Genomic DNA, 22,819 nt, shown 5'->3' on the forward strand with positions numbered 1-22,819 from the left:
GGGCAGGCCAGACGGGGGAGACGGGCGGGGAGCGGGGAGGCTACGCGGAGAGGGGCGCCTTCTCGCGGAGGAGGGCGATGAACTTGCCGAACCAGGGGCCGTTGTCGTTCCAGGCGCGGGCGCTCACGAGGTTGCCGTCGACGAGGGCCTCCGAGTTTTCGTAGGTGCCGCCGCCGGCTTCAATGTCCGCGGCGATCTCCGGGAAGCCCGACGTGGTGCGCCCCTGGAGTACGCCGGCCTTCGCGAGGATGATCGGCCCGTGGCAAGTGACGGCGACGGGGGAGTCCTCGCCGAAGAAATGCTTCACGATGCGCTTCACGTCCTCGTTGTTGCGCAGGTACTCGGGGGCTCGCCCGCCGGGCACAACAAGCGCGACGTAGTCGGACGGGTTCACGTCTGCGAGGGCGATGTCGGCGTTCCAGCCGTGCCCGAGCTTCTCCGTGAACGTGTCATAGCCCTCGAAGTCGTGCACCACGAACTGGAGGCGCTTCTTGGTCGGGGCCGCGATGACGGGCTCGTAGCCCTCTTCGCGGAGACGCTCGTACGGGTAGAACACCTCGAGCGTCTCGGAAAAGTCACCGGCGAGGATAAGGACCTTGGACATCGTTGTCTCCTGTTCTCGGTTGCTGCAGGCGCGAAGGGTGCTGCATGCGGGATGCGCGGGGCGGTTCTGTTCCGCTCCGACACGTCACAGACTCCCGCCGCATCGATCGTCCAGGCAACGCCGTTTCTTGCATGTCGAGAATCCGAGTGGTGAGGGAAGGAGCGCGCGGGGCAACGTATGAGCACCGCATCCGCCGCCGCGTCACTGGTGACACGAGATGGATGCGGGCCCCCACTGGATCGGACGTTGCGTGTCCGAAACCTCGATGGACCTGCCTGGGTCCACCGAATCCCGAAACTTCGATGGAGCTCCCAGGGTCCACCGAACACCGAAACCTCAACGACGAGGAGAGCGATACCCCATGGCATATCCGGCCAAGTACCCCCAACTCAACGAGACGGAGCTCACCGAGCACGCGCGAGATCTTCTTGTGCGTGTGATCCGGGTGGCGTTCCCGCATCCGTCTTTCCCCGATTCGCCGTACGAGCGGACCGCGCAGATCATCCTCGAGGAGTCGAAGTCGTCGACATGGTTGCGGGTGACGCTCACGCAGGGCCTTCTCACGCTCGATTCGCTGTCGGCGGGCGACTTCACGGGCCTTGACGAGGATCAGGCGACGGCGGTGCTGCGCAGCATCGAGCACACGGACTTCTTCGGCTTCATCCGCCGCACGACGGTGCTGAACCTCTACGACGACCCGGAGGTGTGGAAGGCGGTCGGCTACGAGGGGTCCTCGTTCGAGCTCGGCGGGTACGTGAACCGCGGCTTCAACGACCTCGACTGGGTGCCGGAGCCGCTCATCGAGGAGCCGGCGGATGTGCCCTTCGCGCCGCTCCCCGGCTTGCAGCGGCCGCACACGGGTGCGGTCCGCATCCCGGCCGCATCCACGGCAGCGGCGGCTTCCCCGTCACCCGCAGCATCTCCAGCATCTCCGCCAGCTTCTCCGCCAGCATCAGCCACCCCGTCCGACGACAGGGCCCCCATCTCCACCAACCAGCCGGGCGGCCTCGCCGCGAGCCACGAAGGAGTCGAGCGATGACCGAGGACACGGGCGCACGCCCCACGCAGTTCGGGAAGCCCATCTCGCAGGACGACGAGGTTGTTGTTGTCGTCGGCTCCGGCGCGGGAGGCGGCACGATCGCGCACGAGCTCACGGCGAAGGGCATCCCGGTGGTGGTCCTCGAGGCCGGTCCGTACCTGCAGAACGAGGACTACGAGAACAACGAGTGGCAGGCGTTCAATCAGATGGCGTGGTTGGATGCGCGCACCACAAGCGGGTCGTGGCGCATCGCGAAGGATTTCCCGAACCTGCCGGCGTGGATCGTGAAGGCGGTCGGCGGCACGACGACGCACTGGTCTGGTGCGACGCCTCGCTTCTACGAGCACGAGTTCAAGGCGCGGAGCACGTACGGGCGCGTCGACGGAGCGAACCTCCTCGACTGGCCGATCACGCTCGAGGAGCTCGCGCCGTGGTACGTGAAAGCCGAGGACGCGATCGGCTCGACGCACACGGGCGGTCGGGCGCCGCTGCCGGCCAACAACAACTACAAGGTCCTCGCCGAGGGTGCGAAGCGGGCCGGCTACACGCACTACTCGACGGGGCCGTACGGGACAAACGCGGAACCGTACGACGGGCGGCCCGCATCCATTCAGGATGGCTTCAACTTCCAGGGCGACAAGAACAAGTCGAAGTGGAGCACGATGGTGCGCGAGATCCCGCGCGCCCTCGAGACGGGCCTGCTCGACCTGCGCACCGAAAGTCACGCCGTGCAGGTCACGCACGATGTTGACGGGCGAGCGGATGGGGTGCTGTACCTCGACCGGGACGGCAACCTGCAGCGCCAGCGCGCCAGGGTCGTCGTCGTGGCGGGCAACTCGATCGAGACACCGCGCCTGCTGCTGCTGAGCGCCAGCTCGCTGTTCCCGGACGGCCTCGCCAACTCGTCCGGCCAGGTCGGCCGCAACTACATGCGCCACACGACCGGCTCGCTGTACGCCCGCTTCGACAAGCCGGTGCGGATGTACCGCGGCGAGACGATGGCCGGCGTGATCCGCGACGAGTCCGGGCACAACCCGAGCCGCGGCTTCGTGGGCGGCTACTTCATGGAGACGCTGTCGCTTGGGCCCGCGTTCCTCGCGAGCTTCGCCGACCCCGGCGCGTGGGGCAAATCGTTCACCTCGGTGCTCGACGCCTACGAGAACACGGCGGGCATGTGGATCGTCGGCGAGGACCTGCCGCAGGAGACGAACCGCATCACCTTGAACCGTTCGGTGACGGATGCGAACGGGCTGCCCGTCCCGAATGTGCACTACGACGACCATCCGAACGACGCGGCCATGCGCGAGCACGGCTACGAGCGCGGCACGCTGCTCTACGAGGCGGTCGGCGCGGAGCACGTGCACCGCACGCCGCCGTACCCATCCACCCACAACCTCGGCACGGCCCGCATGAGCGAGCGACCCGAGGACGGCGTTGTCGACAGGTGGGGCGCATCCCACGACGTGCCCAACCTGTTCGTGGGTGACGGCTCGGTGTTCACGACCAGTGCCGCGGCGAACCCGACGCTCACGATCGTGGCGCTCGCCATGCGCCAGGCCGACTACCTGGCGTCTCAGCTGCGCGCCGGCGAACTGTAAGGGGACGTCATGAGCCACGCGACACTCACCGCGGGTCCAGTCTTCACTGCGCATACTGCTGCGGTGAGTGTCGACGTGGATGCCCCCACCAACAGAGCCGCCCTGACCATCGCCGCCGTGCCTCCGCTTGAGGCGGAGACGGGGCCGGAAACAGTGCCGAGCCCGGTATCGGCCGCGCCTTCTTCCAGCACGCTCAAGGCGCTGTCGCTGCTCGAGCTCGTCGCCCAGAACGGCGGTGCGAGCGCGACCGAGATCAAGGAGACGCTCGGCTTCTCCCTGCCAACCGTGTACCGGCTGGCGCAATTGCTCGTGGATGCGGACTACCTCGTGCATCTGCGCGAGGAGCGCCGCTTCGAGCTGGGCTACAAGGTGCACGAGCTCGGCCGGGCGCTGCACCAGCAGCTCGGAGTCTCACCGCCCATGCGCGCCGTGGTTCAGGCACTGCATGAGGCGGGCGACGTCGCGGCGTACTTCGCGGTCTACCGGGGCACGGACGTCGTCGTCGCGCACGTTGCCGACTCGGCGCGGGCACAGCGCATCCGACCTCTCGAGTTCGGCTTCCACGAGGCGACGCATGCTACGGCGTTCGGCAAGATCATCCTGGCGGGCATGAGCGTGGAGGAACGCGACTCGTTCCTCGACGCCAACGGCATGCCGGCGTTCACCGACGCCACGATCACGTCCCGCGAGGAGCTCGAACGGCACCTCGAACGGGTACGGCTGCGGGGCGTCGCCTGGGAGCGCGAGGAGTTCGTGCCCGGCCACACGTGCGCGGCCGTGGGGGTGCGCAGCGCCTCAGGCGAGGTGATCGGCGCGGTCGCCCTCTCGCTTGAGTCGCCGCGCCTCGGGCATCGGTCTGATGAGCTCGAGCGACTCCTGCGCGGGGCAGGTGCGCGCGCGAGTCACCTCGTGCGCCGCGGGCGGTAGTCGGGCGACGACCGCGCGGCCAGTCAGTCGGCGGATGCGCCCAGGAACTCGACCTGAGTGCTGGCGGTCAGGGGCTCATCGGCGACGTCGGTGATGCTGACCGTGATCGTGTACGTGCCTGGCGTTCCGAGCTCGAACGAGATGTCGCCGCAGATCGTGTCGTAGTTGCTGGCGAGCGCCTTCGCGGTGCGCGTGATCGTGTCGACGCCCTCAGCGCTCGCGGTGTACTCGCACGTGCCCGACTGCGTGACTCCCACGACGCGGGCCTCCGCCGTGATCCACGAGTGGCGGTTGTCTGCCGTGGCGGCGAGCACCAGCTCCCCGCTGCCGTTCGCATCGGCATCCTCGGCGCCATCGGCGCCCGCGTCGGTGTTGTCTGTGCCTGGCGCGGAGGCGCCAGGCGGGGAGCTCCCGTCGTTCGGGGCCGAACCCGCGTCGGAGGCCGGTGCCGCGCATCCGCTCAACACGAAGGCAACAGCGCACACGAGCCCGAGGCCCGCTGGCTGCCAGCGGGCCGGGGTGCTGCGGTGGGGCGATGGCATGCTCAGGCCCGGTCTTGGAGCTCCTTGACGGCACGAGCGAAGTCGCGCGTCTGCAGCACTTCGAACGCGGCACCGGAGTCGGACCCGGCCGAAACGACGCAGAGCTCGTCGATCTTGTTGATGAAGCCGAGGATTTGACCGTCGCGGACGACGCGGTAGGTGTTCTCGGAGAGGCGGTCGACGCGGCCCTCTGCGGGCATCGTCGCGGTGAGAGGTGGAACAGGGAAAGGCATGAGGCTCCTGCCGTCGTTGGCGACCGTCTCGAACGGATAGTCGCATCTTCGCTCACCGACGTGTGCGGTAGGGCGGTTCCCAAGGGATCTGTGGATGGTTGTCACGACATCGTTGGGAATCGGATACCTCCAAGAAATACGCCATGTGGTTCAGCAGCGTTCAGGTCTTGCCTCGCGAGGTCTCCGAGTGCTACTCAGAGAGGATGGTTCGACTGCGAAGGTGGACATCGTCTGACGCCGCGTGGACGCGGCATCCGGCCGGGAGCGGCTTCAGCTACCGGGATGAGCGCGGCGAGCGGATCGTCGACGCCGAGGTGCGCAACAGGCTCGCCGCGCTGGCCATCCCACCCGCCTGGCGAGATGTTCGCATCGCGCCGCAGGAGAACGCGCACGTGCTTGCCGTCGGGGTGGATGCGCTCGGCCGCACCCAGTACATCTACCACCCGGACTGGACGGCGAAGCGGCAAATCGTGACCTTCGACCGGGCGCTCGAGCTCTCGCGGGTGCTGCCGTCGGCGCGGCGCGCCGCCACAAGTGCTCTCCGGACGGCGAACGATGGGCGGGAAGCGTCGCTCGCGGCGAGCTTCAAACTCCTCGACACGGCGTTCCTCCGCGTCGGGAGTGAGCGTTCTGCGAAGCAGTTCGGGCATAGGGGCCTCACGACGCTCCTGAACCGGCACATCTCACTGCAGGAAGAACGGGTGCTGCTCGAATTCAAGGGCAAGAGCGGGGTGCCGTGGAGCGCACTCATCGACGACCTCGAGCTCGTCTCGTTCCTCAGGGAGCGCAAGGCGAGCGGGTCACCTGGTCGGCGCATCCTGTCGTGGAAGGACGGGCGTGCGTGGCGTCGCCTGTCGGCTCGGGAGGTGAACGACGACATCCGCTCGCGCACGAAGGGCGAGTTCACGGCGAAGGACTTCCGCACTTTGCACGGCACGGTGTTCGCGGCCGGGCGCCTGGCCGAGCTCGGTGTCGGCGGGACGGTCCGGGAGCGCAAGTCGTTGGTCGCCCAAGCGGTGCGGGATACGGCCGAGCTGCTCGGGAACACGCCGGCCGTCGCGAGGTCGAGCTACATCGACCCGCGCGTCATCGACGCCTACGACGAGGGCCGCGTCGTGGAGGCGGGCAGGGGGTCGGGCGAGGCCGCGCTGAGGAAGCTGCTTTCAGGGTCATCCAGCTGACGGCCAGGCCACGCACACTGCGCGTTCAACGTTCGCGACGGTGGATGCGAGACGGTGGTGACCTGTTCGATTCCCGATGCGAGTATCCATCGCCCGAATCGAGACAGGAAACCCCCAACACTTCCCTCGACGAAAGGACGATCAGCAATGACGACTCTCGACACCAAGCGCGTAGCTTTCCTCCTCACGAATGACTTCGAGGACAGCGAGCTGACGAGCCCATGGGGCGCCGTGACGGAGGCGGGCGGCACGGCGTCGCTCGTCGCGCCGGAGACCGGCAGCGTCACGGGCAAGAACGGGCACGAGCAGGCGGTCGACCTGGCGTCCGGCGACGCCAAGGCGGCCGACTTCGACGCGCTTGTCCTGCCGGGCGGCGTGGGCAACTCCGACCTCCTCCGACTTGACAAGGCCTCGGTCTCGTTTGTGCGGGATTTCTTCGAGGCCCACAAACCGGTTGCGGCGATCTGCCACGGCGCGTGGATCCTCACGGACGCGAAGGTGCTCGACGGGCGCACGCTCACGAGCTTCCCGAGCCTCAAGACCGACCTCGTCAACGCCGGGGCGACCTGGGTTGACGAGGAAGTGCACGTCGACCAGGGGCTCGTCTCGAGCCGCACCCCAGACGACCTTCCCGCGTTCAACGCGAAACTCGTCGAGGAGGTTGCCGAAGGCAAGCACCGGGGCCAGACGGCGTAAACGCTCTCGCGCGTTCGAGGGGCGGGTGGATGCACGCATCCACCCGCCCCTCTTGCGCGCGCGGAGCTGCGTGGCGGAGACGGCCGGTGGGCGTGCGCTGCGCGGCCGCCGGCGCAACTGCACGCCGGTTCGAGTCGCCGAGGCGAACATGAGGCCGCTCTCATCTTCGGAGCACTGTGCGTCTCATGAACGCTCACGAAGCTTGGGGCTACCGAGGCGAACTCACGGCTCGGGAGTTAACCGGAGGAAGCAGCCATGAAGAAGAACACCTGGATCATCGTCGGATCAGCCAGTGCCCTCGGGCTTGGCATCCTCGCCGTCGGCGGCGCAGGCGTCGCCAACGCGCTCGAGGTGCGCGACGTCCCCGGAGAGCAGCTGAACCTTTCGGCGCCGTCCGCGGCGATCGACCCGGCATCGTCCGTGGCGCCCACCGCATCGACCTCGCCGTCGACCGGCACGAGCGCATCGCCGACCGCGACGCCCGTCTTCAGCTCGCCGAGCCCCGTCTCGGCGCAGACCCCGCTGAGCGCCCCGACGGTGCAGAGCCCGGTCTCCGCGCAGAGCCCCGTCAATGCGCAGAGCCCTGTTTCGGCGCAGAGTCCCGTGAGCGCGCAGACGCCGCCATCGGTTCCGAGCGCTTAGCTCGTATCTGACCGTGTCTCGCCTGCTCCGCTGCGGAGGTCCACTGTCGGACACTCTCATGGCATCGTTCTCCACAGCCTGGCAGGGTCCCGGGAGATGACTCGACCTGCCCCGGTAGGTTCGAGGTCACGGACGACGACGGGCACAGCGCACGCCCGGGCCGCATCCACGCATCCGTTCAGCGCCGCAGGAGGAAGACATGTTCGCAGCAGCCAGGCAGGTGATCGAGGCCGTGGCCTCGGGCACCGGCCGCGAGGTGGCCTCGGTCACGCTTGCCTGCGCTGAGCCGAGCGGCGACGGCGTGCTCGCCGGCTACGACGTCGAGCTGGCGTCGTTGCGGGGGCCGGATGAACGCATTCGCCTGTTCATCGACACTGCCACCAATCCGGCCGCTGCGGCGCCTTCCGGTGAGGCGCAGCAGTGGACAACGGTGCAGAACCCCGCCACCCACGAGCAGGTTCGAGTGTGGCGGTACCCGCACGATCCCGCACTGCCGGCTCTGCCGGCGACAGCATTCCCGGACTCCGCGCGTGAGACGGCCGCCCGGTTCGGCGCCGTCGGCGAGGGTCAACTGGAGATGCTCGCCTACCGGCCGGGACGCCGGGCTGTGCTGCGCCTCGCTGGCCCGGACGGCACGCTCTTCTTCAAAGTCGTGCGGCCAGGTCACGCCGAGCCGCTGCACCGCATCCACGAGGAGCTTGTCGGGGCGGGAGTTGCGGTGCCGCGCAGTCGAGGCTGGAGCGAGTCGGGGCTTGTCGCCCTCGAGCGAATGCCCGGACTTCCAGCTGATTCGCACGTGCCGCGGACCCCGGATGGGCGGCTCGCGTTCCTGCGCGAGCTGCAGCTGCTCGTCGCGTCCATCGGCGCGGCCCGAGTCTCCCGGAGTGCCAGGGCAAGCCTGACGGCGGGACTCGACTGGTACCTGCTGCGTCTCCACGACCTGCTTCCCGCCCGTCGGGCCGACATCGACGGGGTAGCCGTTGGCATCCGCGAAGCACTTGCCACAGCCAGGCCGGGGCCGCGGCGGACCGTCCACGGTGACCTGCACCTCGGGCAGATCTTCGTGGACCCCACCCCGCGGGCGGGCGGGGATGCCGCGATCACGGGTGTGGTCGACATCGACACGGCCGGCGTCGGCGACCTCGCCGACGACCTCGGCGGCCTCTACGCGCACGCCATCGTGACGGCACTCACCCATGACCTGGGCGGTCGAGCCGAGATCCGCACTGCCACGTTCGAGCTCGCCGAGCTTGTCCGGCTCGCGTGGGCCGACTTCGCACGCACCTGGAACCAGCCCGGCGATGGTGCTCTCGTGACGGACGACCCCGACCTGAGCATCCGTGCCAACGCGGTCGCCCTCACGCACCTCCTCTCGCACGCGTTCGGGGCTGCCGTGCGGGGCGGGGCAGGGCTCGACGCGCTACCGGACCGCATCCTGGACTTCGCCGTTGCACTCTCGAAGGAGCCGAGACGATGACCACCAACAAGCCCCGCCCTCGCTGGCTTGTACTCGCGCTGGCCGGGGCCGGGGCGATTGCCATCGCGCTCGCCGGAGTCACCTTCGCGCAGGCCATGTCCTTGCGGTCCTCGCCAGGTGAGGCCGTAGACCTGGGCCCCATCGTCGGGGCCCAGTCGCCGGTGACCACCATCAGCGTGACCCCCGCCCCGACGGGGCCAACGTCCACCGGTTCGCCATCGCCGAGCGCGGTGCCCGACCCTGTCCAACCCGCCCTGCCGACGGGGGGCATCCAGGCACCCGTGCCGGTCGACCCGGTCGGGCCATCCCAAATCGATGACGACGATGATGATGATGACGATGACGGAGATGACGAGGACTGAGCGGCGGAATGGGCGTGAGGGTTGGGTCTGCGGAGTGAGCGTGAGGACTGAGCGTGACGACTGAGCCCGAGGACTGAGCTTGAGAACCGAGCCCGAGGACTGAGCGTGCGGAGTGAGCGTGCGGAGTGAGCGTGCGGATGAGCTTGAGAACCGAGCCCGCGGGCCTGCCTGAGCCGCGTCCCGACCGCAGGCACACGGGGAATGTCGGCTCGGGACGAAACGAACATGCATCTCCCGTGTGGGTTCGGCCCGTCGGGTGTCGATCCCGAGCGGGTTAGCGCCCAGCAACCGACCCAGCGACCGACCCAGCGGCGGGTCCAGCGACCTGCCTCAGCGCAGCCGGTAGCCCATTCCTCGCACCGTCTCGATGCGGTCGGAGCCGAGCTTGCCGCGCAGGTAGCGCACGTACACGTCAACGACGTTCGAGCCGGGGTCGAAGTCGAACCCCCAAACGCGGCTCAGCAGCTGCTCGCGGCTGAGTACCTGCCCTGGGTTCGCGAAGAACTGCTCTGCGAGCCCGAATTCGCGCGCGGAAAGGTCGACGTCGGCACCGTTGACGCGCACGCGGCGCGTGCGGAGGTCGAGCAGCAGGTCGTCGTGGGTGAGCTCGGTGGTCGCCGCCTGCCCCGCATCCCGGAGCCGTAGGCGGATGCGCGCGAGCAGTTCGTCGAACTTGAACGGCTTCGCGAGGTAGTCGTTGGCGCCCCCGTCGAGGCCACGCACCGTCGCCTCGACGGAGGTGCGGGCCGTGAGCATGATGACGGGAACGGTGTGTCCCTCGGCGCGCAGCCGGTCGAGGACCTCGAAGCCGTCGATGCCGGGGAGCCCCACGTCGAGGAGTACGAGGTCGAAGTCGCCTCCGCGGGCGAGTTCGAAGCCGTCGGTGCCGCTCGCGGCCGCTGTCACGGCGTAGCCGGCCGACTTCAGGCCCTTCTCGACGAACGAGGCGATTCGGGCCTCGTCCTCGACCACCAGGATGCTGCTCATGCGTGGTCCTCTCGCTTGGGTTCAGGTGACGAATCGGGGAAGAGGGCGCTCGCGGAAGCGTCGGCCCCAGGGACGGCGTCTGCGTCTGCGTCTGCGTCGGCGTTTGCGTCGGCGTTGCCATCACGCCCCACCCCGGGGAGCACGATCGTGAACGTCGACCCGACCCCCGGCTGGCTCGCAAGCTCGACGCGGCCGCCGTGGCCACGCGCGATGGACTGCACGATCGACAGCCCGAGGCCGGACCCGGTCTGGCTGCGGCCCGTCTCGGCCCTCCCGAAGCGGTCGAAGATGCGTTCCTGCGCGGAGGTGGGGATGCCGACGCCCTCGTCGCGCACCCACAGGCGCAACTCGCCGTGCGCATCCACGAGGCTGCCGATCCCCACCCGGGAGCCCGTTGGAGAGTACTTGGCGGCGTTGTCGGCGAGCTGCAGCCAGGCTTGCGTGATGCGGCGCGTGTCGACGTCGACAACGATCGGCGCCGCCCGCTCGAGGACCCAGTTGTGGCCGGAGAGGGCGCTCGCCTTGGTCTGCACCTGCTCGGTCAGCTCGAGCACATCGCACGGCGCGAGGCTCAGGAGGCCCTGCTGCTCGCTGACGGCGAGCGCTTCGATGTCGTCGATCAGCTCGCTCATGCGGTCGAGCTCGTCGAGGGCGAGGGCAACCGTCTCGCGGGTCTCGGCGGGGTCGGTGGGGTCGAGGATCTCGAAGTGCCCGCGCACGATCGTGATGGGTGTCTTCAGCTCGTGGCGCACGTCGTCGAGCAGCTGCCGCTGGGAGGTGAGGGAGCCGTCGAGGCGGTCGAGCATCCCGTTGATCGTGGCGGTGAGGGCCGAGACGTCGTCGTGGCCGACGACGGGGATGCGCGCCGAGCGGTTGCTGCCGGTGATCGAGGCCGCGGTCTGACGCAGCTCCCGCAGCGGCCTGAGGAGGCGCCCGGCGACGAACCAGCCGACGAGGCCGACGACGACGAGCGCCGCGACGGCGACAAGCGAGTACGTCTGGAACGTGCTGTTCGTGTCGGCGAGCTCGGCTCGCAGGTCGTAGGCGGCGAGGTACAGGGCCGTGGCCCCGCCGTCGCCCACCGTGAAGGGGACGGCAACGTAGCGGAGGGCGTGCGTGGCATCCACGAACGTGCCCATGCGCACGGACCCGTCTGCCGTCTCGACAACGGCCCGCTCGACGAGGCCGGGGATTTCGGTCAGCGAGAACGGTGTTGCCGTCGACGGGATGAACGTGGGGATCCCGTCGATGAGGCCGACGGCGCCCTCGTTGCGTTCGGGGACGAGGCGCTGCATGACGAGCTCGAGCGCCTCGGTGGTGCTCGCGAAGGTTCGGGTGGTGTCGGGGGCCGGAGCCGTCGGGCTGGCGGACGCGGACGCAGACGCGGACGCAGACGGGGCCGCAGACGCGGACACGGACGGGGCCGTGGTTGGGGCAGCCGGGTCCGGCGACGTGGGTGCAGCGAGTTCCTGCCCGCCGACGAGTCCCCGCACACTCTCGGCCACGGTGAGGAGGCGCTCGTCGACCCCGCTGAGCACGCGCTCTCGGGCGGCGACGTAGCTCGTCGCCCCTGCAGCCACCATACCGAGCAGCGTGACAAGCAGGATCGACGCGAGGATGCGCACCCGCACGGAGGCGCGCGGCCGCACCTCCTGCCGTTCCTCGCCCGCTGTGGTCACCTGCATCCACCGATTATCTGGGGCGGAGGAGTCCGTAGCCTGGCAGGTGAGAAGACTCTCACGCGGGGACGCCCGAGCCGACCTCTCCTCGGGCTCGCACGACACCCTTTCCACAAGTCTCAGCGGGATGGCGAGGCGGCGCGTAGGCTCGTCGAGTGGAAACCGAGCGCTACGAACTGACCAGGCGAGCCAGCCTTGAGGTCCTGCGCGCGGAAGCGCAGGACGAGCGCGAGACCATGATTTACGGCCGGGCCCGCCGAGGCGAGGACCCGTGGCGCTTCATGCAGGAGCTGCCAAGCGTGGATGAGCTTGTTGTGCTGCTCATGCGCGCAGAAGCGCTCGAACGGGGCGGCGATGAGGCTCCAGAGAGCGGTGCGCACGACGCGCAACTCATGCGCCGCATCGCGACAGAGTACCCGCCGTTGAGCACCACAGTGTGGACGATGCTGGCGGGCCAGAGCCGGTTCGGCGATCGCTGGGGCGCCTGACACGAGGCCCGCGCGAGGCTGCGGGGCACGAAGCTCGGCGGCGCGCCCCTGCCCGTAGGCTTGTCGGCATGTCGGTGTCAGAACTCTCGGTGAGCGCGCAGAACTACCTCAAGGTGGTCTGGAGCCTGCAGGAGTGGTCTGATGCGCCGGTGACGGCCACAATCGTCGCCGAGCGGCTGCAGCTTCGCCTCTCGACTGTGTCGGAGGGCATCCGCAAGCTCGCCGACCAGGGACTCCTCGAGCACGCGCGGTACGGCAGCATCTCGCTCACAGCCGAAGGTCGCGCGCATGCGCTCACGATGATCCGCAGGCACCGGCTGCTCGAGACGTTCCTCGTGGAGGTGCTGCAGTACGGGTGGGATGAGGTGCACGACGAGGCAGAGAACCTTGAGCACTCCGTCTCCGACCTCATGGTGGAGCGCATCGACGCGATGCTCGGGCACCCGGAGCGTGACCCGCACGGCGACCCGATCCCGTCGGCCGCCGGCGAGGTGAGCATCCCGCAGGCTGTGCTGCTCAGCAGCCTCGGGGCCGGTACGAAAGTTGTCGTGGAGCGCATCTCTGACTTCGACCCGGAGCTGCTCAAGTACTTCGCGGCCAAGGGCCTCACGGTCGGTTCTCGGCTCGAGATCGGCGAGAGCGACCCGTACTCCGAGTCGATGCTGCTGAGCGTCGTGGATGCGGCGGTCGTGGGGGCGGCGGATGCCGCGCTCCCTTTGCCCGTTTCCGCTCCGTTTGCGCTCGGCCCCGTCGCTGCCCGCGCCGTCTGGGTCACGGAGGGCTAGGTCCGGAGCGTGCCCTCGGGCATTGCTGTTTTCCGGCAGCCCTGTCTTCCGGGAGCCCTGTCTTCCGTCTGCCCTGTCTTCCGTCTGCCTCTGCGACCCGTCGCTGCGCCCCGCCGCTACGCGGACTCGCGTTCCGCCGCCCTGGCGCGGCGACGCGCGAGGAGGCGTGACGTGACGAGCCCCTGCGTGGGCGAGAGCAGGTAGGCGAGCAGGAACGCGACGCCCTGGGCGAGCACGATCATGCCGCCGGATGCTGCGTCAAGGTAGTAGCTGGCGTAGAGGCCGACGGCCGAGCAGACGACGGACACGATGGGCGCGATGACGAGCATGCGCGCGAAGCTGCGCGTGAGCACGGTCGCAGTGGCGCCGGGGATGATGAGCATCGCGACGACGAGGATCACGCCGACGGTCTGCAGCGCGACGACGGCCGTCAGCGCGAGGAGCCCGAGGAGCGCGCCCCGCAGGAGGCGCGGGTTGAGGCCGATCGCGTGGGCGTGGGTCGCGTCGAAGGCGACGAGCGTGAAGTCGCGCCGCTTGACGAGCAGGACCACCGCGACGATCGCGGCGAGGATGCCGATCTGCACGAGGTCGGCACGGCTCACACCGAGGAGGTTGCCGAAGAGGATGTGGCTGAGGTCGGTCTGGCTCGGGGTGACCGAGATGAGCACGAGCCCGAACGCGAAGAGGGTCGTGAAGACGATGCCGATCGCCGCGTCTTCCTTCACCCGGCTCGTGTCGCGGATGACGCCGATGAGGCCGACGGCGAGGAGCCCGAACGCGAGGGCTCCGAGCGCAAACGGTGCCCCGACGATGTAGGCGAGCACAACGCCGGGGAGGACGGCGTGCGAGACGGCGTCGCCCATGAGGGACCAGCCGATGAGCACGAGCCAGCAGCTGAGGAGGGCGCACACGATGGCCGTGATGACGGTTGTGATGAGGGCCCGCACCATGAACTCGTAGCCGAGCGGTTCGAGGAGGAGGTCGACGAGATTCATGCGCGGTCTCCAGCCCAGGGTGCGCCGGGTGCGCCAGCCCCGGGTGCGCCGTGTGCGCCGTGTGCGCCGCAGTCGCCGCAGTCACCGCGCTCGTGGCGCAGAGTTGTGGATACTTGCTGTCGAGGCGGCGGAAAACTGCACGTGGCCACAACTCTGTCGGCGGATGCGGGGCTCATGCTGCAGCCCCCTTGCCCGGGGCGATCCCGAACGCGAGGGCGAGGTTCTCTGGCCTGATGATCTCCTCGGGGCTCGCGTGCAGGAGTACGCGCCTGTTGAAGAGCACGGCCTCGTCGGCGAGCTCCGGCAGGGAGCCGAGGTCGTGCGTGGCGATGAGGATGCACACCCCCTGCGCCGCGAGCTCGCGGAGGAGCCGCGTCATGGTCGCTTGCGAGCGGGTGTCGACGCCAGCGAACGGCTCGTCGAGAAGCAGCACCTGCGCCTCCTGGGCGATGCCGCGGGCCACGAAGGCCCGCTTGCGCTGCCCGCCGGAGAGCTGACCGATCTGCCGGCCCGCGAGGTCGGTGAGCTTGACGCGTTCGAGCGCCGCGTCGACGGCGGCGTGGTCGCGCGCCTTGGGTCTCCTGGTGATGCCGAGGTGCCCGTAGCGGCCCGTCATGACGACGTCGCGCACTGAAAGGGGGAAGTCCCAGTCGACTTGCTCGCTCTGCGGGACGTAACTGACGCTGCCACGCTTGCGTGCATCCGCCGACGTGCCGCCGAGGATGCGGACGGTGCCGGCATCGGGGCGCACGACACCCATGATCGACTTGAAGAGCGTCGACTTGCCGGAGCCGTTCATGCCGATGAGGCCGCACACGCGCCCCGGCGAGATGGCGAGGGTGGCGCCGTCGAGCGCAAGCACCTCGCCGTAGTGCACCGTGAGGGCGTCGACCGCGATGGCAGGCGATGCGGTGATGCCTGGTGTGGATGCAGAGGTGAATGCGTCGCTCACGACTTGCTTCCCTTCTTGCCGGTGAGACCTGCGACGATCGTGTCGACGTCGTGCCTGATGAGGTCGAGGTAGCTGGGCACGGGGCCGTCCTCCTCACTGAGCGAGTCGACGTAGAGGGTGCCGCCGAACTCGGCGTCGGTGGCGTCGACAACCTGGCGCATTGGCGCATCGGACACGGTCGACTCGCAGAACACGGCAGGGATGTCGTTGTCACGCACGTGATCGATGACCCCGGCGATCTGCTGCGGGGTGGCCTGCTGCTCGGCGTTCACGGGCCAGATGTAGACCTCCTCGAGACCGGCGTCGCGGGTGAGGTAGGAGAACGCGCCTTCGCAGGTGACGAGAGCGCGTTGCGAAGCTGGGAGCGGCTCGATGGCGGCGACGAGCTCGTCGTGCACTGCCTGCAGCTCGGCCTTGTAGGCGGCCGCGTTCTCCTCGAAGACACCCGCGCTTTCCGGCACGAGCTCAGCGAAGGCGGTTGCCATGTTGTCGACGTAGAGCTGCACGTTGAGGGGCGACATCCAGGCGTGCGGGTTGGGGAGACCCGCGTAGGCGTCACCCGCGATCGGTACCTCTTGGACGCCGTCGCTGACAACGACGTGGGGAACGTCCATGCTCGCGACGAACTGCTCGAACCACGCCTCGAGGTTCATGCCGTTGTCGAGGATCAGGTCGGCCTCCGACGCCTTCGCGATGTCGAGGGGTGTGGGCTCGTAGCCGTGGATCTCGGCGCCGACCTTCGTGATCGATTCGACGCGGAGCTCGTCGCCCGCGACCTGCCTGGCGATGTCGGCGAGCACCGTAAAGGTCGTGAGAACGACGGGGCGGTCGTCGTCTTCGGCGGCGGGGGCGCAGGCGGTGAGGGATGCGAGCGCGACGAGTGCAAGCCCCGCCGCGACGATGCGGTGGGCCTTCCGTCGGGCTGCGTGCAGCACGGGGATCAGCATGACCTGAGCATAGCGCTACGGTAAGCAGAAGAACAATGTTCGGTGCGCCGAACTTTATGGGCCACTGTGCTGGGTGGCAGTGTGTCGGTGCCAGGCAGCGGGGTCTCGGCGTGTTCCAGAGGTGGTTCCCGGCCCATCCGGAGGCAGTCGCGGAGTGATCCTCGGGGTGAAGTCCGCACACCGGGCTTGTGTGGGTGCGAACGTAGGCTGTGGCCGAGATGTCACCTGATGACCCCCGCGAGCAGTTGCGGCGCCGGCCGGTAGTGCCGATGCCGTCGTCTGGCGAGCCCTCTTCGGACCGGTCTGCCGGTGGGGCTGGTGGGGAAGGCGCGGCAGGCTCCGGACGGGGCCACGGGGCGGCCGTCGACGAAACCCGATTTCGAAGCGACTGCGGAAACTGCGTGGCGCTCTGCTGCTCTGCCCTCGGCTTCTCCCGCGGAGACGACTTCGCGCACGAGAAACCGGCGGGGAAGCCGTGCCGCAACCTTGACGCTAATCTCGGCTGCAACATCCATGCGGTGCTGCTCGAGCGCGGCTACCGAGGTTGCACCGTCTTCGAGTGCCACGGCTCTGGCCAGCGCGTCACGCAGGAGACGTTCGGCGGCGGAGATTGGCGAGAGAGTGACGAGCTGCGTGACGCCATGTTCGCCGTGTTCCCGCTGGTGCGCCAGCTGCACGAGGTGCTGTGGCTGCTCAGCGCGGCACGGCGACGCACCGCTAATCGGCGGCTGCTCCGACACATCGACAAGCTCTTTGAGCAAGTGGATGCGCAGGCCGCTTCCCCCGACGTCGGCGTGCTGCGTGCCGCCGTCGAATCGAGCCGGCCGGCTGCCGGCGAATTGTTCGGCGCCGTCAGCCGCGAAGTTCGGCGGACGCACGAACCCCGCCGCCGCGCATCCGGCGCCTGGTCGCGCGTCGAGCCGCGCGGCGTCTACCTCGGGACCGACTTCTCTGGCGCTGACCTGAGGGCTGTGGAACTGCGAGGGGCGATGCTCATCGCGGCCAACCTGCGAGGTGCGGACCTGCGCTGGGCTGACCTCCTCGGCGCGGACCTGCGGGACGCTGAACTGTACGGTGCGGATTTGCGCCACGTGCTGCATCTCACGCAGACGCAGCTCGCGGCGGCGTTCGGGGACGAGGCGACCCAGCTGCCTGACTCGCTGACGATGCCTCGCCATTGGCGCTGACGAGCTGACGCGCTGGCGCTGACGCGCTGACGCGCTGGCGCTGACGCTGACGCGCTGACGCTGACGCGCTGACGCTGACGCGCTGACGCTGACGCTGACGCGCTGACGCGCTGGCGCTGGCGCTGGCGCTGGCGCTGGCGCTGGCGCTGGCGCTGGCGCTGGCGCTGGCGCTGACGCGCTTCCGCTTCCGCGCTGCCGTGCTGGTGCTGGCGCTTCCGCTGCCGTGCTGGCGCTGACGCCGCTCCCGCTTCCGCTTCCGCTCCCGCTTCCGCTTCCGCTTCCGCGCTGCCGCGCTGCCGTGCTGGTGCTGGTGCTGGTGCTGGCGCTGGTGCTGCCGTGCTGCCGTGCTAGTGCTGGCGCTTCCGCTTCCGCTGGCGCTTCCGCTTCCGCTGCCGTGCTGACGCTGACCCGCTCCCGCTCCCGCTCCCGCTCCCGCGCTGCCGTGCTGGTGCTGGCGCTGCCGCTGCCGCTGCCGCTGCCGCTGGCGCTGCTGCGCTGATGCGCGGGCCCCGAGTTCGTCTGTATCGCGCCGTGAACTTCGTCCTGGTATCTGCGCCCGACCCGCCCCAAAGTGTCGCTCGCGGGCACGCTCGGCGACCATCTGAAGCGAGCTGCGGTGGCGTCAGCTGGCAGTGTCCAGCCAGGGTTCTTTCCTAGTTTGGGCCCTGATCCGCACGCTGGAACCCTTGGAGGAGCAATGAAGATTCGCCGCACCGTCGTCGTGTTGGACGCTGCCGACATCGAGGCCGAGAGCGCGTTCTGGGCGTCGCTGTTGGAAGGCACGGTCGAGAAGGACGACGACTGGCACAGCATCTACGCCGACGGAGAGTGGCGGCTCGGGATCCAGCTCGCGCCCGACCACGTGCCACCTCGGTGGCCGGATGGGCAGCCGCAGCAGCAGATGCACCTCGACCTGTACATTGACGACCTCGACGAGGGGCACAGGCGGGTCCTCGAGCTCGGCGGCCGTCTCCTCAAGGCAAGCGATAGGCCGGACAGTCCCGAAGATTTCGTGGTCTACGCCGACCCTGCTGGCCACCCGTTCTGCCTCTGCAAGTCGCCGCAAGGCTGAGCCGTGAGCCGTGAGCCGTGAGCCCCGAGCCGTGAGCTGAGAGCTGAGAGCTGAGAGCTGAGAGCTGAGAGCCGAGCGCCGAGAGCCGAGAGCTGAGAGCCGAGCGCCGAGCGCAAAGCGCCGAGAACCGAGAGCCGAGAGCGGGGCGGGGTGGGCAGAGGTAGGTCGCGCCCGTGCCCGCACTGCCCGGCGCTGTGTTGCGATCGCAACCGCACGGTGGTCGCAATCGCACGGTTTTGACGACCATGAGTCCGCCCTGGGTTTTCACGAGTTGACGCGGCAGCCGCAGCGGAGGCTCGCGCGGCCGGGGCGTTGGGCTTTGCGGCATGGGCGTGGCCCGTGCGGCCTGGCCTGCGCGGGGTCCCAGAAGGGGCTGCGCAGTCGTCAAACAACCACCAGTCACAAGTCCCCTCGGGGAAGCGTGGCGCGCGGGGGCCTGGCGTTTTCGCGAGCGCGCTGACCGAGCTCGCCTTACGCGAGGGCCGTCCCCGCGAAGAGTGTCGTCGTGGCGCCACCGACCCAGACGTCGCCCGAGTCATCGACCGTCACCGTGATGTCGCCCGCGCGGCCGAGGCGTGCGCCCTGGGAGACCCGCCAGGTGGAGCCCGGCGCGGTGCCGGTGCGGTGCATCCACTGGGCGGTAGAGGCGTTCATGCTTCCGCAGACCGGGTCCTCGTCGACGCCGATGCGAGGCGCGAAGCTGCGCAGTTCGAACGCCTGCGGTGAGCCAGGCGGGTAGGCGCCGACTGCCCCGACCATGTCGTCAGGTAGCAGCGAGAAGTCAGGGTCGAGGTCGAGCACCTCCTGAGCGGATGCGAGCTGCACAACTGCCCAGCCTGGCCCGTTGTCGATCCACTGGTGCGCCACGACCTGGTCGGCGGCGATGCCGTAGGCGTCGACGATGCGTGCGAGGAGCTCCGGCTCGAGGAGGCCCGTGCGAAGAGTTGGCGGCGCGGCGAACGACAATCGGCCAGCGTCGATGCGGACCTCCACGAGCCCCGCGCCGCACTCCTGCAGGATGCGCCCCGCGGCCTTCGGAGTGCCACCGTGCTCGAGCCAGGCGTGCGCCGAGCCGAGCGTCGGATGTCCCGCGAAGGGCAGCTCGCCGCCTGGCGTGAAGATGCGCAGTCGGTAGTCGGCCGCGTCGTCGGTCGCTGGGAGCACAAACGTTGTCTCCGAGAGGTTCGTCCATCGGGCGATGCGCTTCATGTCGTCGGTGGTGAGCTCGCTGCCGTCGAGGATGACCGCGACAGGGTTGCCGAGGTAGGGGGTCTCCGAGAAGACGTCGACTTGGGCGAATGGACGCGAGATGGTCACGATGCGGGCCTTTCGAAACGAATGCTGCGCGAGAGCGATGCGCGTACCGTCACGGTAGGGCGGCGACGCTGAGGCGCGCTCGTGCCAGTTTCGAGACGGTGGACTTGAGGTCCAATCGGGCACGTGTGGCCTCCTTTCCGGGGCGAGCTCTGCACGCGGCAAGGGGATGACTCCGCGGGCTGTTCCGCGGGAGGTTCCTTAGCCGGTCGTGCGGGTAGCTCCGCTCGCTGCTCTGCGGGTGATTCCGCGTGCGGGTGCGCGGGTGCGCGGGTGCGCGGGGGTTCCGCGGCCGGGTGTGCGGGGGATTCTGCGGGTGGTTCCGTTCCCGGCCGTGCGTGACTTCGCGGCGGCTGCGCGAATGACTCGGCGGCGGGGCTGTGCGAGTGACGCCGCTTGCGGCGCTGCGTTGACTCCGCGCGAGCGCATGGGGTACCCAGGGGAGGCCGCCACAATCGCGGCATGAGTGACGACAGCAAACTTGTGCAGGGAGCCAGCGACGACCCCCGGGAGACCCCGAGCATCGAGCATCTGCCTCCCGAGGGCGCCGACGCGGCGACCGTCGCAGCCGTGGGGAAGCTGACGGAGGCGCTCGAAATGGTCGAGCAGGCGCGGGGGCTGCTCTACGGCTTCCACCGGTTGACGGGCGCGGCCGACCTCGCGCTCGGCGAGGCTGCCGACGCGTTGCGGGACTCCGGTCACGCGGCGATCGCCGACCGGCTCGACACGGAACTGGTGGGCCGGAACGTGGTGGAGGGGCGGTGGACGTTCCAGATCGTCGAGGACTACGACGACACCTACTGGGGGCCGTTCCGGTCGGCGGAGCGTGACGTCAGGGAGGAACTCGTCGCCGGTCGTCGACACCTGGCAGAGGCGTCAATGAAGGAAGATCGTCGGACGCACGGGGCTCGCCACCACGAGGCGCGGCCTGCCGACGGACGGTAGGGCGTCGCCGGTGTCGGCCTTGACCTCGTCCATCGTGCGCTCATCCGGCGCGTCCAGTGACGTCTCGACTCGTCTCGGTCCGCGCCTTCCGCGAGGCGTGCTTTCCGGGATGCGAGTGTCGGCGAGGCGCGCCTCCCGGAGGCGTGTCCGAGATGCGTGTGTCCGCGAGGTGTGTTCTCCGGGATGCGTGTGTCCGCCGTTTTGCGCCTTCCGCGACCGGCGCCCTCGACGACCTGCGTCTTGCACGAACTCGCATTGCGCGACCCGAGTCTGATCTCCGTGGCGCTCGTTTTGCCGGCCGGCCCGGATCGCCGTTGAGGGGTGTCGTCGAGTTTCTCGGGTTCGCACACGGTCAAAAGGGTGCTGGCTTGTCAGAAGCGCGCGCCGATGCGGTCTCCGTGGTGCTTGGTCTCGAAGGCGAATCGCTTTGCAATGGCGGTGGAGGTGGAGGTGGAGGCTCTGGGAGTCGCTCAGGGGTTTGTTCACTCTTCCCGGGGGCTTCGTCGTTGGGGCTGAAGTAGACGTCGTGGTGTTCGGGTTGGTCGGTGAGGGTTTTGCCGCTGGGGGTGCGGAGTTGCATGACGCCGCCCGGGAGTTGGGTGGCGGTCCAGGCGGTGGTGTGTTTCATGACGTGGTGGTGTCTGCAGAGGCCGCAGAGGTTTTCGAGGGTGGTGGTGCCGCCGTGTTCCCAGGCGTGGGTGTGGTCGAGGTCGCATCTCGCGGCGGGTTGTCGGCAGCCGGGCCAGCGGCAGTGGATGTCGCGGGCGGCGAGGAAGGCGCGCATGGCTTTGGTGGGGCGGTAGGTGTCGACGGCTTCGACGGTGCCGGTGATGGGGTGGGTGAGGATTCTCACGAACGAGGTTGCGGTGCCGGCGAGGCGGATCGCGTCCTCGATCGGGACCGGGATCATGCCATCGAGCAGTGCCGGGGCTGGGGTGAGGCGGACCGAGCCATCAACACGGCTCGCTGCGGCAGCGGGACCGAACACGGACCCCAACTTGGTTGTTGGGTCGGCTCCAGAGGCGCCGCTGCCGCCGAGCTTGGTGAGGGCGGTGAGGATCGGGATCGTGAACTGCACGCTCGCCTGGATCCCGGCCGCCGCAGCGCAGGACATGGGGTCGGAGGTGAGGAGCATGTCCGCGAACAGGTCGGCCTTGACCTCGTCCATCGTGCGCTCATCCGGCGCGTCCAGTGAGGCGCCGAAGGCAGCATCGACATCCGCATCTGCGTTCGTATCGGCCTCGATTTTCGCCTCGGCATCCCAGCCGCCTGCCCGGAACTTCCCAGCAGCCCCGGCGCCGGCAGCACTACTGACGCTCGTCGCGCTACTCGTGCCGGCTGTCGCGCTCCCGCCACTCGTCGCGTTCGTTGCGCCATCTGTCGCACTCGTCCCGCCACTCGTCGCGCCGCTCGTCCTGCTCGTGGCCTTCGGGCGCGCCTTGATGAGCGCTTTCCCCTGCTTCCGTAACCGGTCCGCGATCGCTTTCCCCTCGACCAGCGGCAGCCGAGCACGCAACACGCACATGCCGTTCTCCGTCGCCGTCACCGACACGTACCTCGTCTTCCGCGCCCGCTCATGCCGCTCCGACACCGACTCCTGCGTCAACGACTCCGCGACCCGCGCCGCCGCCATCCGCAACGCCTTCGGCGGCAACACCCGCGAGCCCAACTCGGCAAGCATCACCCGCACGAACTCACCCCGCCGCGCCGACTGCTCCACCCCATCCACATGCGACACCGACAACCCCGCCCCCGTCAGCACCCGCAACTGCTCCTCGCTGAGCTTGCCCGCACCAAGCGCGTCCACGAACCCAGGGAACTCGCGCACCACGATCCCCGCATCCGACAACGCACCCTCCGCCGCCGAATGCCCGATCTGCTCGATCAACGCGACCTCCGCCGCGACCGACTGCACATGCATACCGTGCTCGGTGGTGCCCTCCATCGCATCCAACACCGCCGCCATCTCCGCCATCTCCGCCAGCTTCGCCCGCACCCGCACCTGATCCGCCGCGACCGCAGCCGCCATCACCGCAAGATGAGCATCCCAATCCAACAGAAACCTCCGCCACACCACGACCGACGCCGGGTCATTGGGATCAAGCCCCAACACCTTCAGCGGCTCACCGTCGTAGAAGTCGTCCATGACCACAGCCTGGACCGGACC

Annotated in this window: 24 protein-coding genes; 14 read left to right on the forward strand and 10 right to left on the reverse strand. The window is 69.0% G+C overall.

Translation table 11 applies throughout. The features are described 5' to 3' along the window. Positions 1-40: 40 nt before the first annotated feature. Entirely contained in the window at positions 41-604 is a 564-nt protein-coding gene (locus C5B85_RS09470; RefSeq protein WP_104285797.1) for a DJ-1/PfpI family protein, read from the reverse strand. Between the two features lie 361 nt (positions 605-965). On the opposite strand from C5B85_RS09470, the gene C5B85_RS09475 reads away from it, so the two are divergent. Genes C5B85_RS09475 through C5B85_RS09485 form a run of 3 tightly spaced genes read left to right on the forward strand, consistent with a single transcriptional unit; the run spans position 966 to position 4,168 of the window. Further along, positions 966-1,643, forward strand: a complete 678-nt coding sequence (locus C5B85_RS09475; RefSeq protein ID WP_181064369.1) for a hypothetical protein — start codon at positions 966-968, stop codon at positions 1,641-1,643. After that, on the forward strand, positions 1,640-3,241 hold the full coding sequence (locus C5B85_RS09480) for a GMC family oxidoreductase (RefSeq protein WP_104285798.1): 1,602 nt from the start codon (positions 1,640-1,642) through the stop codon (positions 3,239-3,241). The genes C5B85_RS09475 and C5B85_RS09480 overlap by 4 nt, the downstream gene beginning before the upstream one ends. A gap of 9 nt (positions 3,242-3,250) precedes the next feature. Beyond that, a complete protein-coding gene (locus tag C5B85_RS09485) occupies positions 3,251-4,168 on the forward strand; it encodes an IclR family transcriptional regulator (protein WP_104285799.1) in 918 nt (305 codons plus the stop codon). 23 nt (positions 4,169-4,191) lie between these two features. Here the strand turns inward: C5B85_RS09485 and C5B85_RS09490 are convergent, their stop codons facing one another. Beyond that, positions 4,192-4,710 carry a hypothetical protein gene (locus tag C5B85_RS09490; protein ID WP_104285800.1) on the reverse strand — a complete coding sequence of 173 codons (519 nt, stop codon included), beginning with the start codon at positions 4,708-4,710 and terminating at the stop codon, positions 4,192-4,194. A 2-nt stretch (positions 4,711-4,712) separates the two neighbouring features. Continuing rightward, positions 4,713-4,943 (reverse strand): hypothetical protein, encoded by a 231-nt coding sequence (locus tag C5B85_RS09495; RefSeq protein ID WP_104285801.1) that lies wholly within the window; start codon positions 4,941-4,943, stop codon positions 4,713-4,715. Positions 4,944-5,146: 203 nt separating this feature from the next. Here C5B85_RS09495 and C5B85_RS09500 point away from each other — a divergent pair, with 203 nt between their 5' ends. From C5B85_RS09500 to C5B85_RS09520, 5 genes are all read left to right on the forward strand, one after another. After that, positions 5,147-6,124 (forward strand): DNA topoisomerase IB, encoded by a 978-nt coding sequence (locus tag C5B85_RS09500; RefSeq protein WP_104285979.1) that lies wholly within the window; start codon positions 5,147-5,149, stop codon positions 6,122-6,124. 147 nt (positions 6,125-6,271) lie between these two features. After that, complete coding sequence (locus C5B85_RS09505; protein WP_104285802.1) at positions 6,272-6,820, forward strand: type 1 glutamine amidotransferase domain-containing protein; 549 nt, start codon at positions 6,272-6,274, stop codon at positions 6,818-6,820. 255 nt (positions 6,821-7,075) lie between these two features. Continuing rightward, the gene (locus C5B85_RS09510) at positions 7,076-7,462 is read left to right on the forward strand and encodes a hypothetical protein (protein WP_104285803.1); all 387 of its coding nucleotides are present in this window, start codon (positions 7,076-7,078) and stop codon (positions 7,460-7,462) included. Between the two features lie 199 nt (positions 7,463-7,661). Beyond that, a complete protein-coding gene (locus C5B85_RS09515; protein ID WP_104285804.1) occupies positions 7,662-8,939 on the forward strand; it encodes an aminoglycoside phosphotransferase family protein in 1,278 nt (425 codons plus the stop codon). Continuing rightward, positions 8,936-9,301: a hypothetical protein gene (locus tag C5B85_RS09520; RefSeq protein ID WP_104285805.1), complete on the forward strand. Its 366-nt coding sequence runs from the start codon at positions 8,936-8,938 to the stop codon at positions 9,299-9,301. Before C5B85_RS09515 ends, C5B85_RS09520 begins: the two co-directional genes overlap by 4 nt. A gap of 330 nt (positions 9,302-9,631) precedes the next feature. Here the strand turns inward: C5B85_RS09520 and C5B85_RS09525 are convergent, their stop codons facing one another. Both C5B85_RS09525 and C5B85_RS09530 read right to left on the reverse strand, forming a co-directional pair. After that, complete coding sequence (locus C5B85_RS09525) at positions 9,632-10,288, reverse strand: response regulator transcription factor (protein WP_104285806.1); 657 nt, start codon at positions 10,286-10,288, stop codon at positions 9,632-9,634. Next, positions 10,285-11,973 carry a cell wall metabolism sensor histidine kinase WalK gene (locus C5B85_RS09530; protein ID WP_146077917.1) on the reverse strand — a complete coding sequence of 563 codons (1,689 nt, stop codon included), beginning with the start codon at positions 11,971-11,973 and terminating at the stop codon, positions 10,285-10,287. Before C5B85_RS09530 ends, C5B85_RS09525 begins: the two co-directional genes overlap by 4 nt. 149 nt (positions 11,974-12,122) lie before the next feature. Here C5B85_RS09530 and C5B85_RS09540 point away from each other — a divergent pair, with 149 nt between their 5' ends. Further along, complete coding sequence (locus C5B85_RS09540; protein ID WP_181064370.1) at positions 12,123-12,455, forward strand: tryptophan synthase subunit alpha; 333 nt, start codon at positions 12,123-12,125, stop codon at positions 12,453-12,455. Between the two features lie 68 nt (positions 12,456-12,523). Continuing rightward, on the forward strand, positions 12,524-13,240 hold the full coding sequence (locus tag C5B85_RS09545; RefSeq protein WP_104285808.1) for a metal-dependent transcriptional regulator: 717 nt from the start codon (positions 12,524-12,526) through the stop codon (positions 13,238-13,240). A 116-nt stretch (positions 13,241-13,356) separates the two neighbouring features. Here C5B85_RS09545 and C5B85_RS09550 read toward each other — a convergent pair whose 3' ends face one another. The 3 genes from C5B85_RS09550 to C5B85_RS09560 form a co-directional block, all read right to left on the reverse strand. After that, complete coding sequence (locus C5B85_RS09550) at positions 13,357-14,235, reverse strand: metal ABC transporter permease (protein WP_104285809.1); 879 nt, start codon at positions 14,233-14,235, stop codon at positions 13,357-13,359. A 172-nt stretch (positions 14,236-14,407) separates the two neighbouring features. Next, entirely contained in the window at positions 14,408-15,187 is a 780-nt protein-coding gene (locus C5B85_RS09555) for a metal ABC transporter ATP-binding protein (protein WP_258070699.1), read from the reverse strand. Further along, a complete protein-coding gene (locus tag C5B85_RS09560) occupies positions 15,184-16,134 on the reverse strand; it encodes a metal ABC transporter substrate-binding protein (RefSeq protein ID WP_104285810.1) in 951 nt (316 codons plus the stop codon). The genes C5B85_RS09555 and C5B85_RS09560 overlap by 4 nt, the downstream gene beginning before the upstream one ends. A gap of 401 nt (positions 16,135-16,535) precedes the next feature. Here C5B85_RS09560 and C5B85_RS09565 point away from each other — a divergent pair, with 401 nt between their 5' ends. From C5B85_RS09565 to C5B85_RS09575, 3 genes are all read left to right on the forward strand, one after another. Continuing rightward, positions 16,536-17,321 carry a pentapeptide repeat-containing protein gene (locus tag C5B85_RS09565; RefSeq protein ID WP_219819393.1) on the forward strand — a complete coding sequence of 262 codons (786 nt, stop codon included), beginning with the start codon at positions 16,536-16,538 and terminating at the stop codon, positions 17,319-17,321. A gap of 298 nt (positions 17,322-17,619) precedes the next feature. Then, complete coding sequence (locus tag C5B85_RS09570; protein WP_146077918.1) at positions 17,620-17,820, forward strand: hypothetical protein; 201 nt, start codon at positions 17,620-17,622, stop codon at positions 17,818-17,820. A 198-nt stretch (positions 17,821-18,018) separates the two neighbouring features. Next, the gene (locus tag C5B85_RS09575; RefSeq protein ID WP_104285813.1) at positions 18,019-18,393 is read left to right on the forward strand and encodes a VOC family protein; all 375 of its coding nucleotides are present in this window, start codon (positions 18,019-18,021) and stop codon (positions 18,391-18,393) included. A gap of 471 nt (positions 18,394-18,864) precedes the next feature. Here the strand turns inward: C5B85_RS09575 and C5B85_RS09585 are convergent, their stop codons facing one another. Further along, the gene (locus tag C5B85_RS09585; RefSeq protein ID WP_104285815.1) at positions 18,865-19,710 is read right to left on the reverse strand and encodes a PhzF family phenazine biosynthesis protein; all 846 of its coding nucleotides are present in this window, start codon (positions 19,708-19,710) and stop codon (positions 18,865-18,867) included. 459 nt (positions 19,711-20,169) lie between these two features. Here C5B85_RS09585 and C5B85_RS09590 point away from each other — a divergent pair, with 459 nt between their 5' ends. Beyond that, positions 20,170-20,652 carry a hypothetical protein gene (locus C5B85_RS09590; RefSeq protein ID WP_258070700.1) on the forward strand — a complete coding sequence of 161 codons (483 nt, stop codon included), beginning with the start codon at positions 20,170-20,172 and terminating at the stop codon, positions 20,650-20,652. Between the two features lie 352 nt (positions 20,653-21,004). On the opposite strand, the gene C5B85_RS09595 is transcribed toward C5B85_RS09590, so the two are convergent. Next, a complete protein-coding gene (locus tag C5B85_RS09595; protein WP_104285816.1) occupies positions 21,005-22,798 on the reverse strand; it encodes an HNH endonuclease signature motif containing protein in 1,794 nt (597 codons plus the stop codon). Between the last annotated feature and the right edge of the window lie 21 nt (positions 22,799-22,819).

This window comes from Pseudoclavibacter sp. AY1F1 (assembly GCF_002931075.1).
Taxonomy (GTDB): domain Bacteria; phylum Actinomycetota; class Actinomycetes; order Actinomycetales; family Microbacteriaceae; genus Pseudoclavibacter.

Excerpts from the sequence above, each read along its gene's own strand:
- C5B85_RS09530 (WP_146077917.1), bottom strand. The coding sequence starts at position 11,973 with ATGCAGGTGACCACAGCGGGCGAGGAACGGCAGGAGGTGCGGCCGCGC.
- C5B85_RS09550 (WP_104285809.1), bottom strand. The coding sequence starts at position 14,235 with ATGAATCTCGTCGACCTCCTCCTCGAACCGCTCGGCTACGAGTTCATG.
- C5B85_RS09520 (WP_104285805.1), top strand. The coding sequence starts at position 8,936 with ATGACCACCAACAAGCCCCGCCCTCGCTGGCTTGTACTCGCGCTGGCC.
- C5B85_RS09505 (WP_104285802.1), top strand. The coding sequence starts at position 6,272 with ATGACGACTCTCGACACCAAGCGCGTAGCTTTCCTCCTCACGAATGAC.
- C5B85_RS09590 (WP_258070700.1), top strand. The coding sequence starts at position 20,170 with ATGAGTGACGACAGCAAACTTGTGCAGGGAGCCAGCGACGACCCCCGG.
- C5B85_RS09475 (WP_181064369.1), top strand. The coding sequence starts at position 966 with ATGGCATATCCGGCCAAGTACCCCCAACTCAACGAGACGGAGCTCACC.
- C5B85_RS09485 (WP_104285799.1), top strand. The coding sequence starts at position 3,251 with ATGAGCCACGCGACACTCACCGCGGGTCCAGTCTTCACTGCGCATACT.
- C5B85_RS09525 (WP_104285806.1), bottom strand. The coding sequence starts at position 10,288 with ATGAGCAGCATCCTGGTGGTCGAGGACGAGGCCCGAATCGCCTCGTTC.
- C5B85_RS09470 (WP_104285797.1), bottom strand. The coding sequence starts at position 604 with ATGTCCAAGGTCCTTATCCTCGCCGGTGACTTTTCCGAGACGCTCGAG.
- C5B85_RS09495 (WP_104285801.1), bottom strand. The coding sequence starts at position 4,943 with ATGCCTTTCCCTGTTCCACCTCTCACCGCGACGATGCCCGCAGAGGGC.
- C5B85_RS09560 (WP_104285810.1), bottom strand. The coding sequence starts at position 16,134 with ATGCTGATCCCCGTGCTGCACGCAGCCCGACGGAAGGCCCACCGCATC.
- C5B85_RS09480 (WP_104285798.1), top strand. The coding sequence starts at position 1,640 with ATGACCGAGGACACGGGCGCACGCCCCACGCAGTTCGGGAAGCCCATC.
- C5B85_RS09510 (WP_104285803.1), top strand. The coding sequence starts at position 7,076 with ATGAAGAAGAACACCTGGATCATCGTCGGATCAGCCAGTGCCCTCGGG.
- C5B85_RS09515 (WP_104285804.1), top strand. The coding sequence starts at position 7,662 with ATGTTCGCAGCAGCCAGGCAGGTGATCGAGGCCGTGGCCTCGGGCACC.
- C5B85_RS09575 (WP_104285813.1), top strand. The coding sequence starts at position 18,019 with ATGAAGATTCGCCGCACCGTCGTCGTGTTGGACGCTGCCGACATCGAG.
- C5B85_RS09490 (WP_104285800.1), bottom strand. The coding sequence starts at position 4,710 with ATGCCATCGCCCCACCGCAGCACCCCGGCCCGCTGGCAGCCAGCGGGC.
- C5B85_RS09500 (WP_104285979.1), top strand. The coding sequence starts at position 5,147 with ATGGTTCGACTGCGAAGGTGGACATCGTCTGACGCCGCGTGGACGCGG.
- C5B85_RS09595 (WP_104285816.1), bottom strand. The coding sequence starts at position 22,798 with ATGGACGACTTCTACGACGGTGAGCCGCTGAAGGTGTTGGGGCTTGAT.
- C5B85_RS09545 (WP_104285808.1), top strand. The coding sequence starts at position 12,524 with ATGTCGGTGTCAGAACTCTCGGTGAGCGCGCAGAACTACCTCAAGGTG.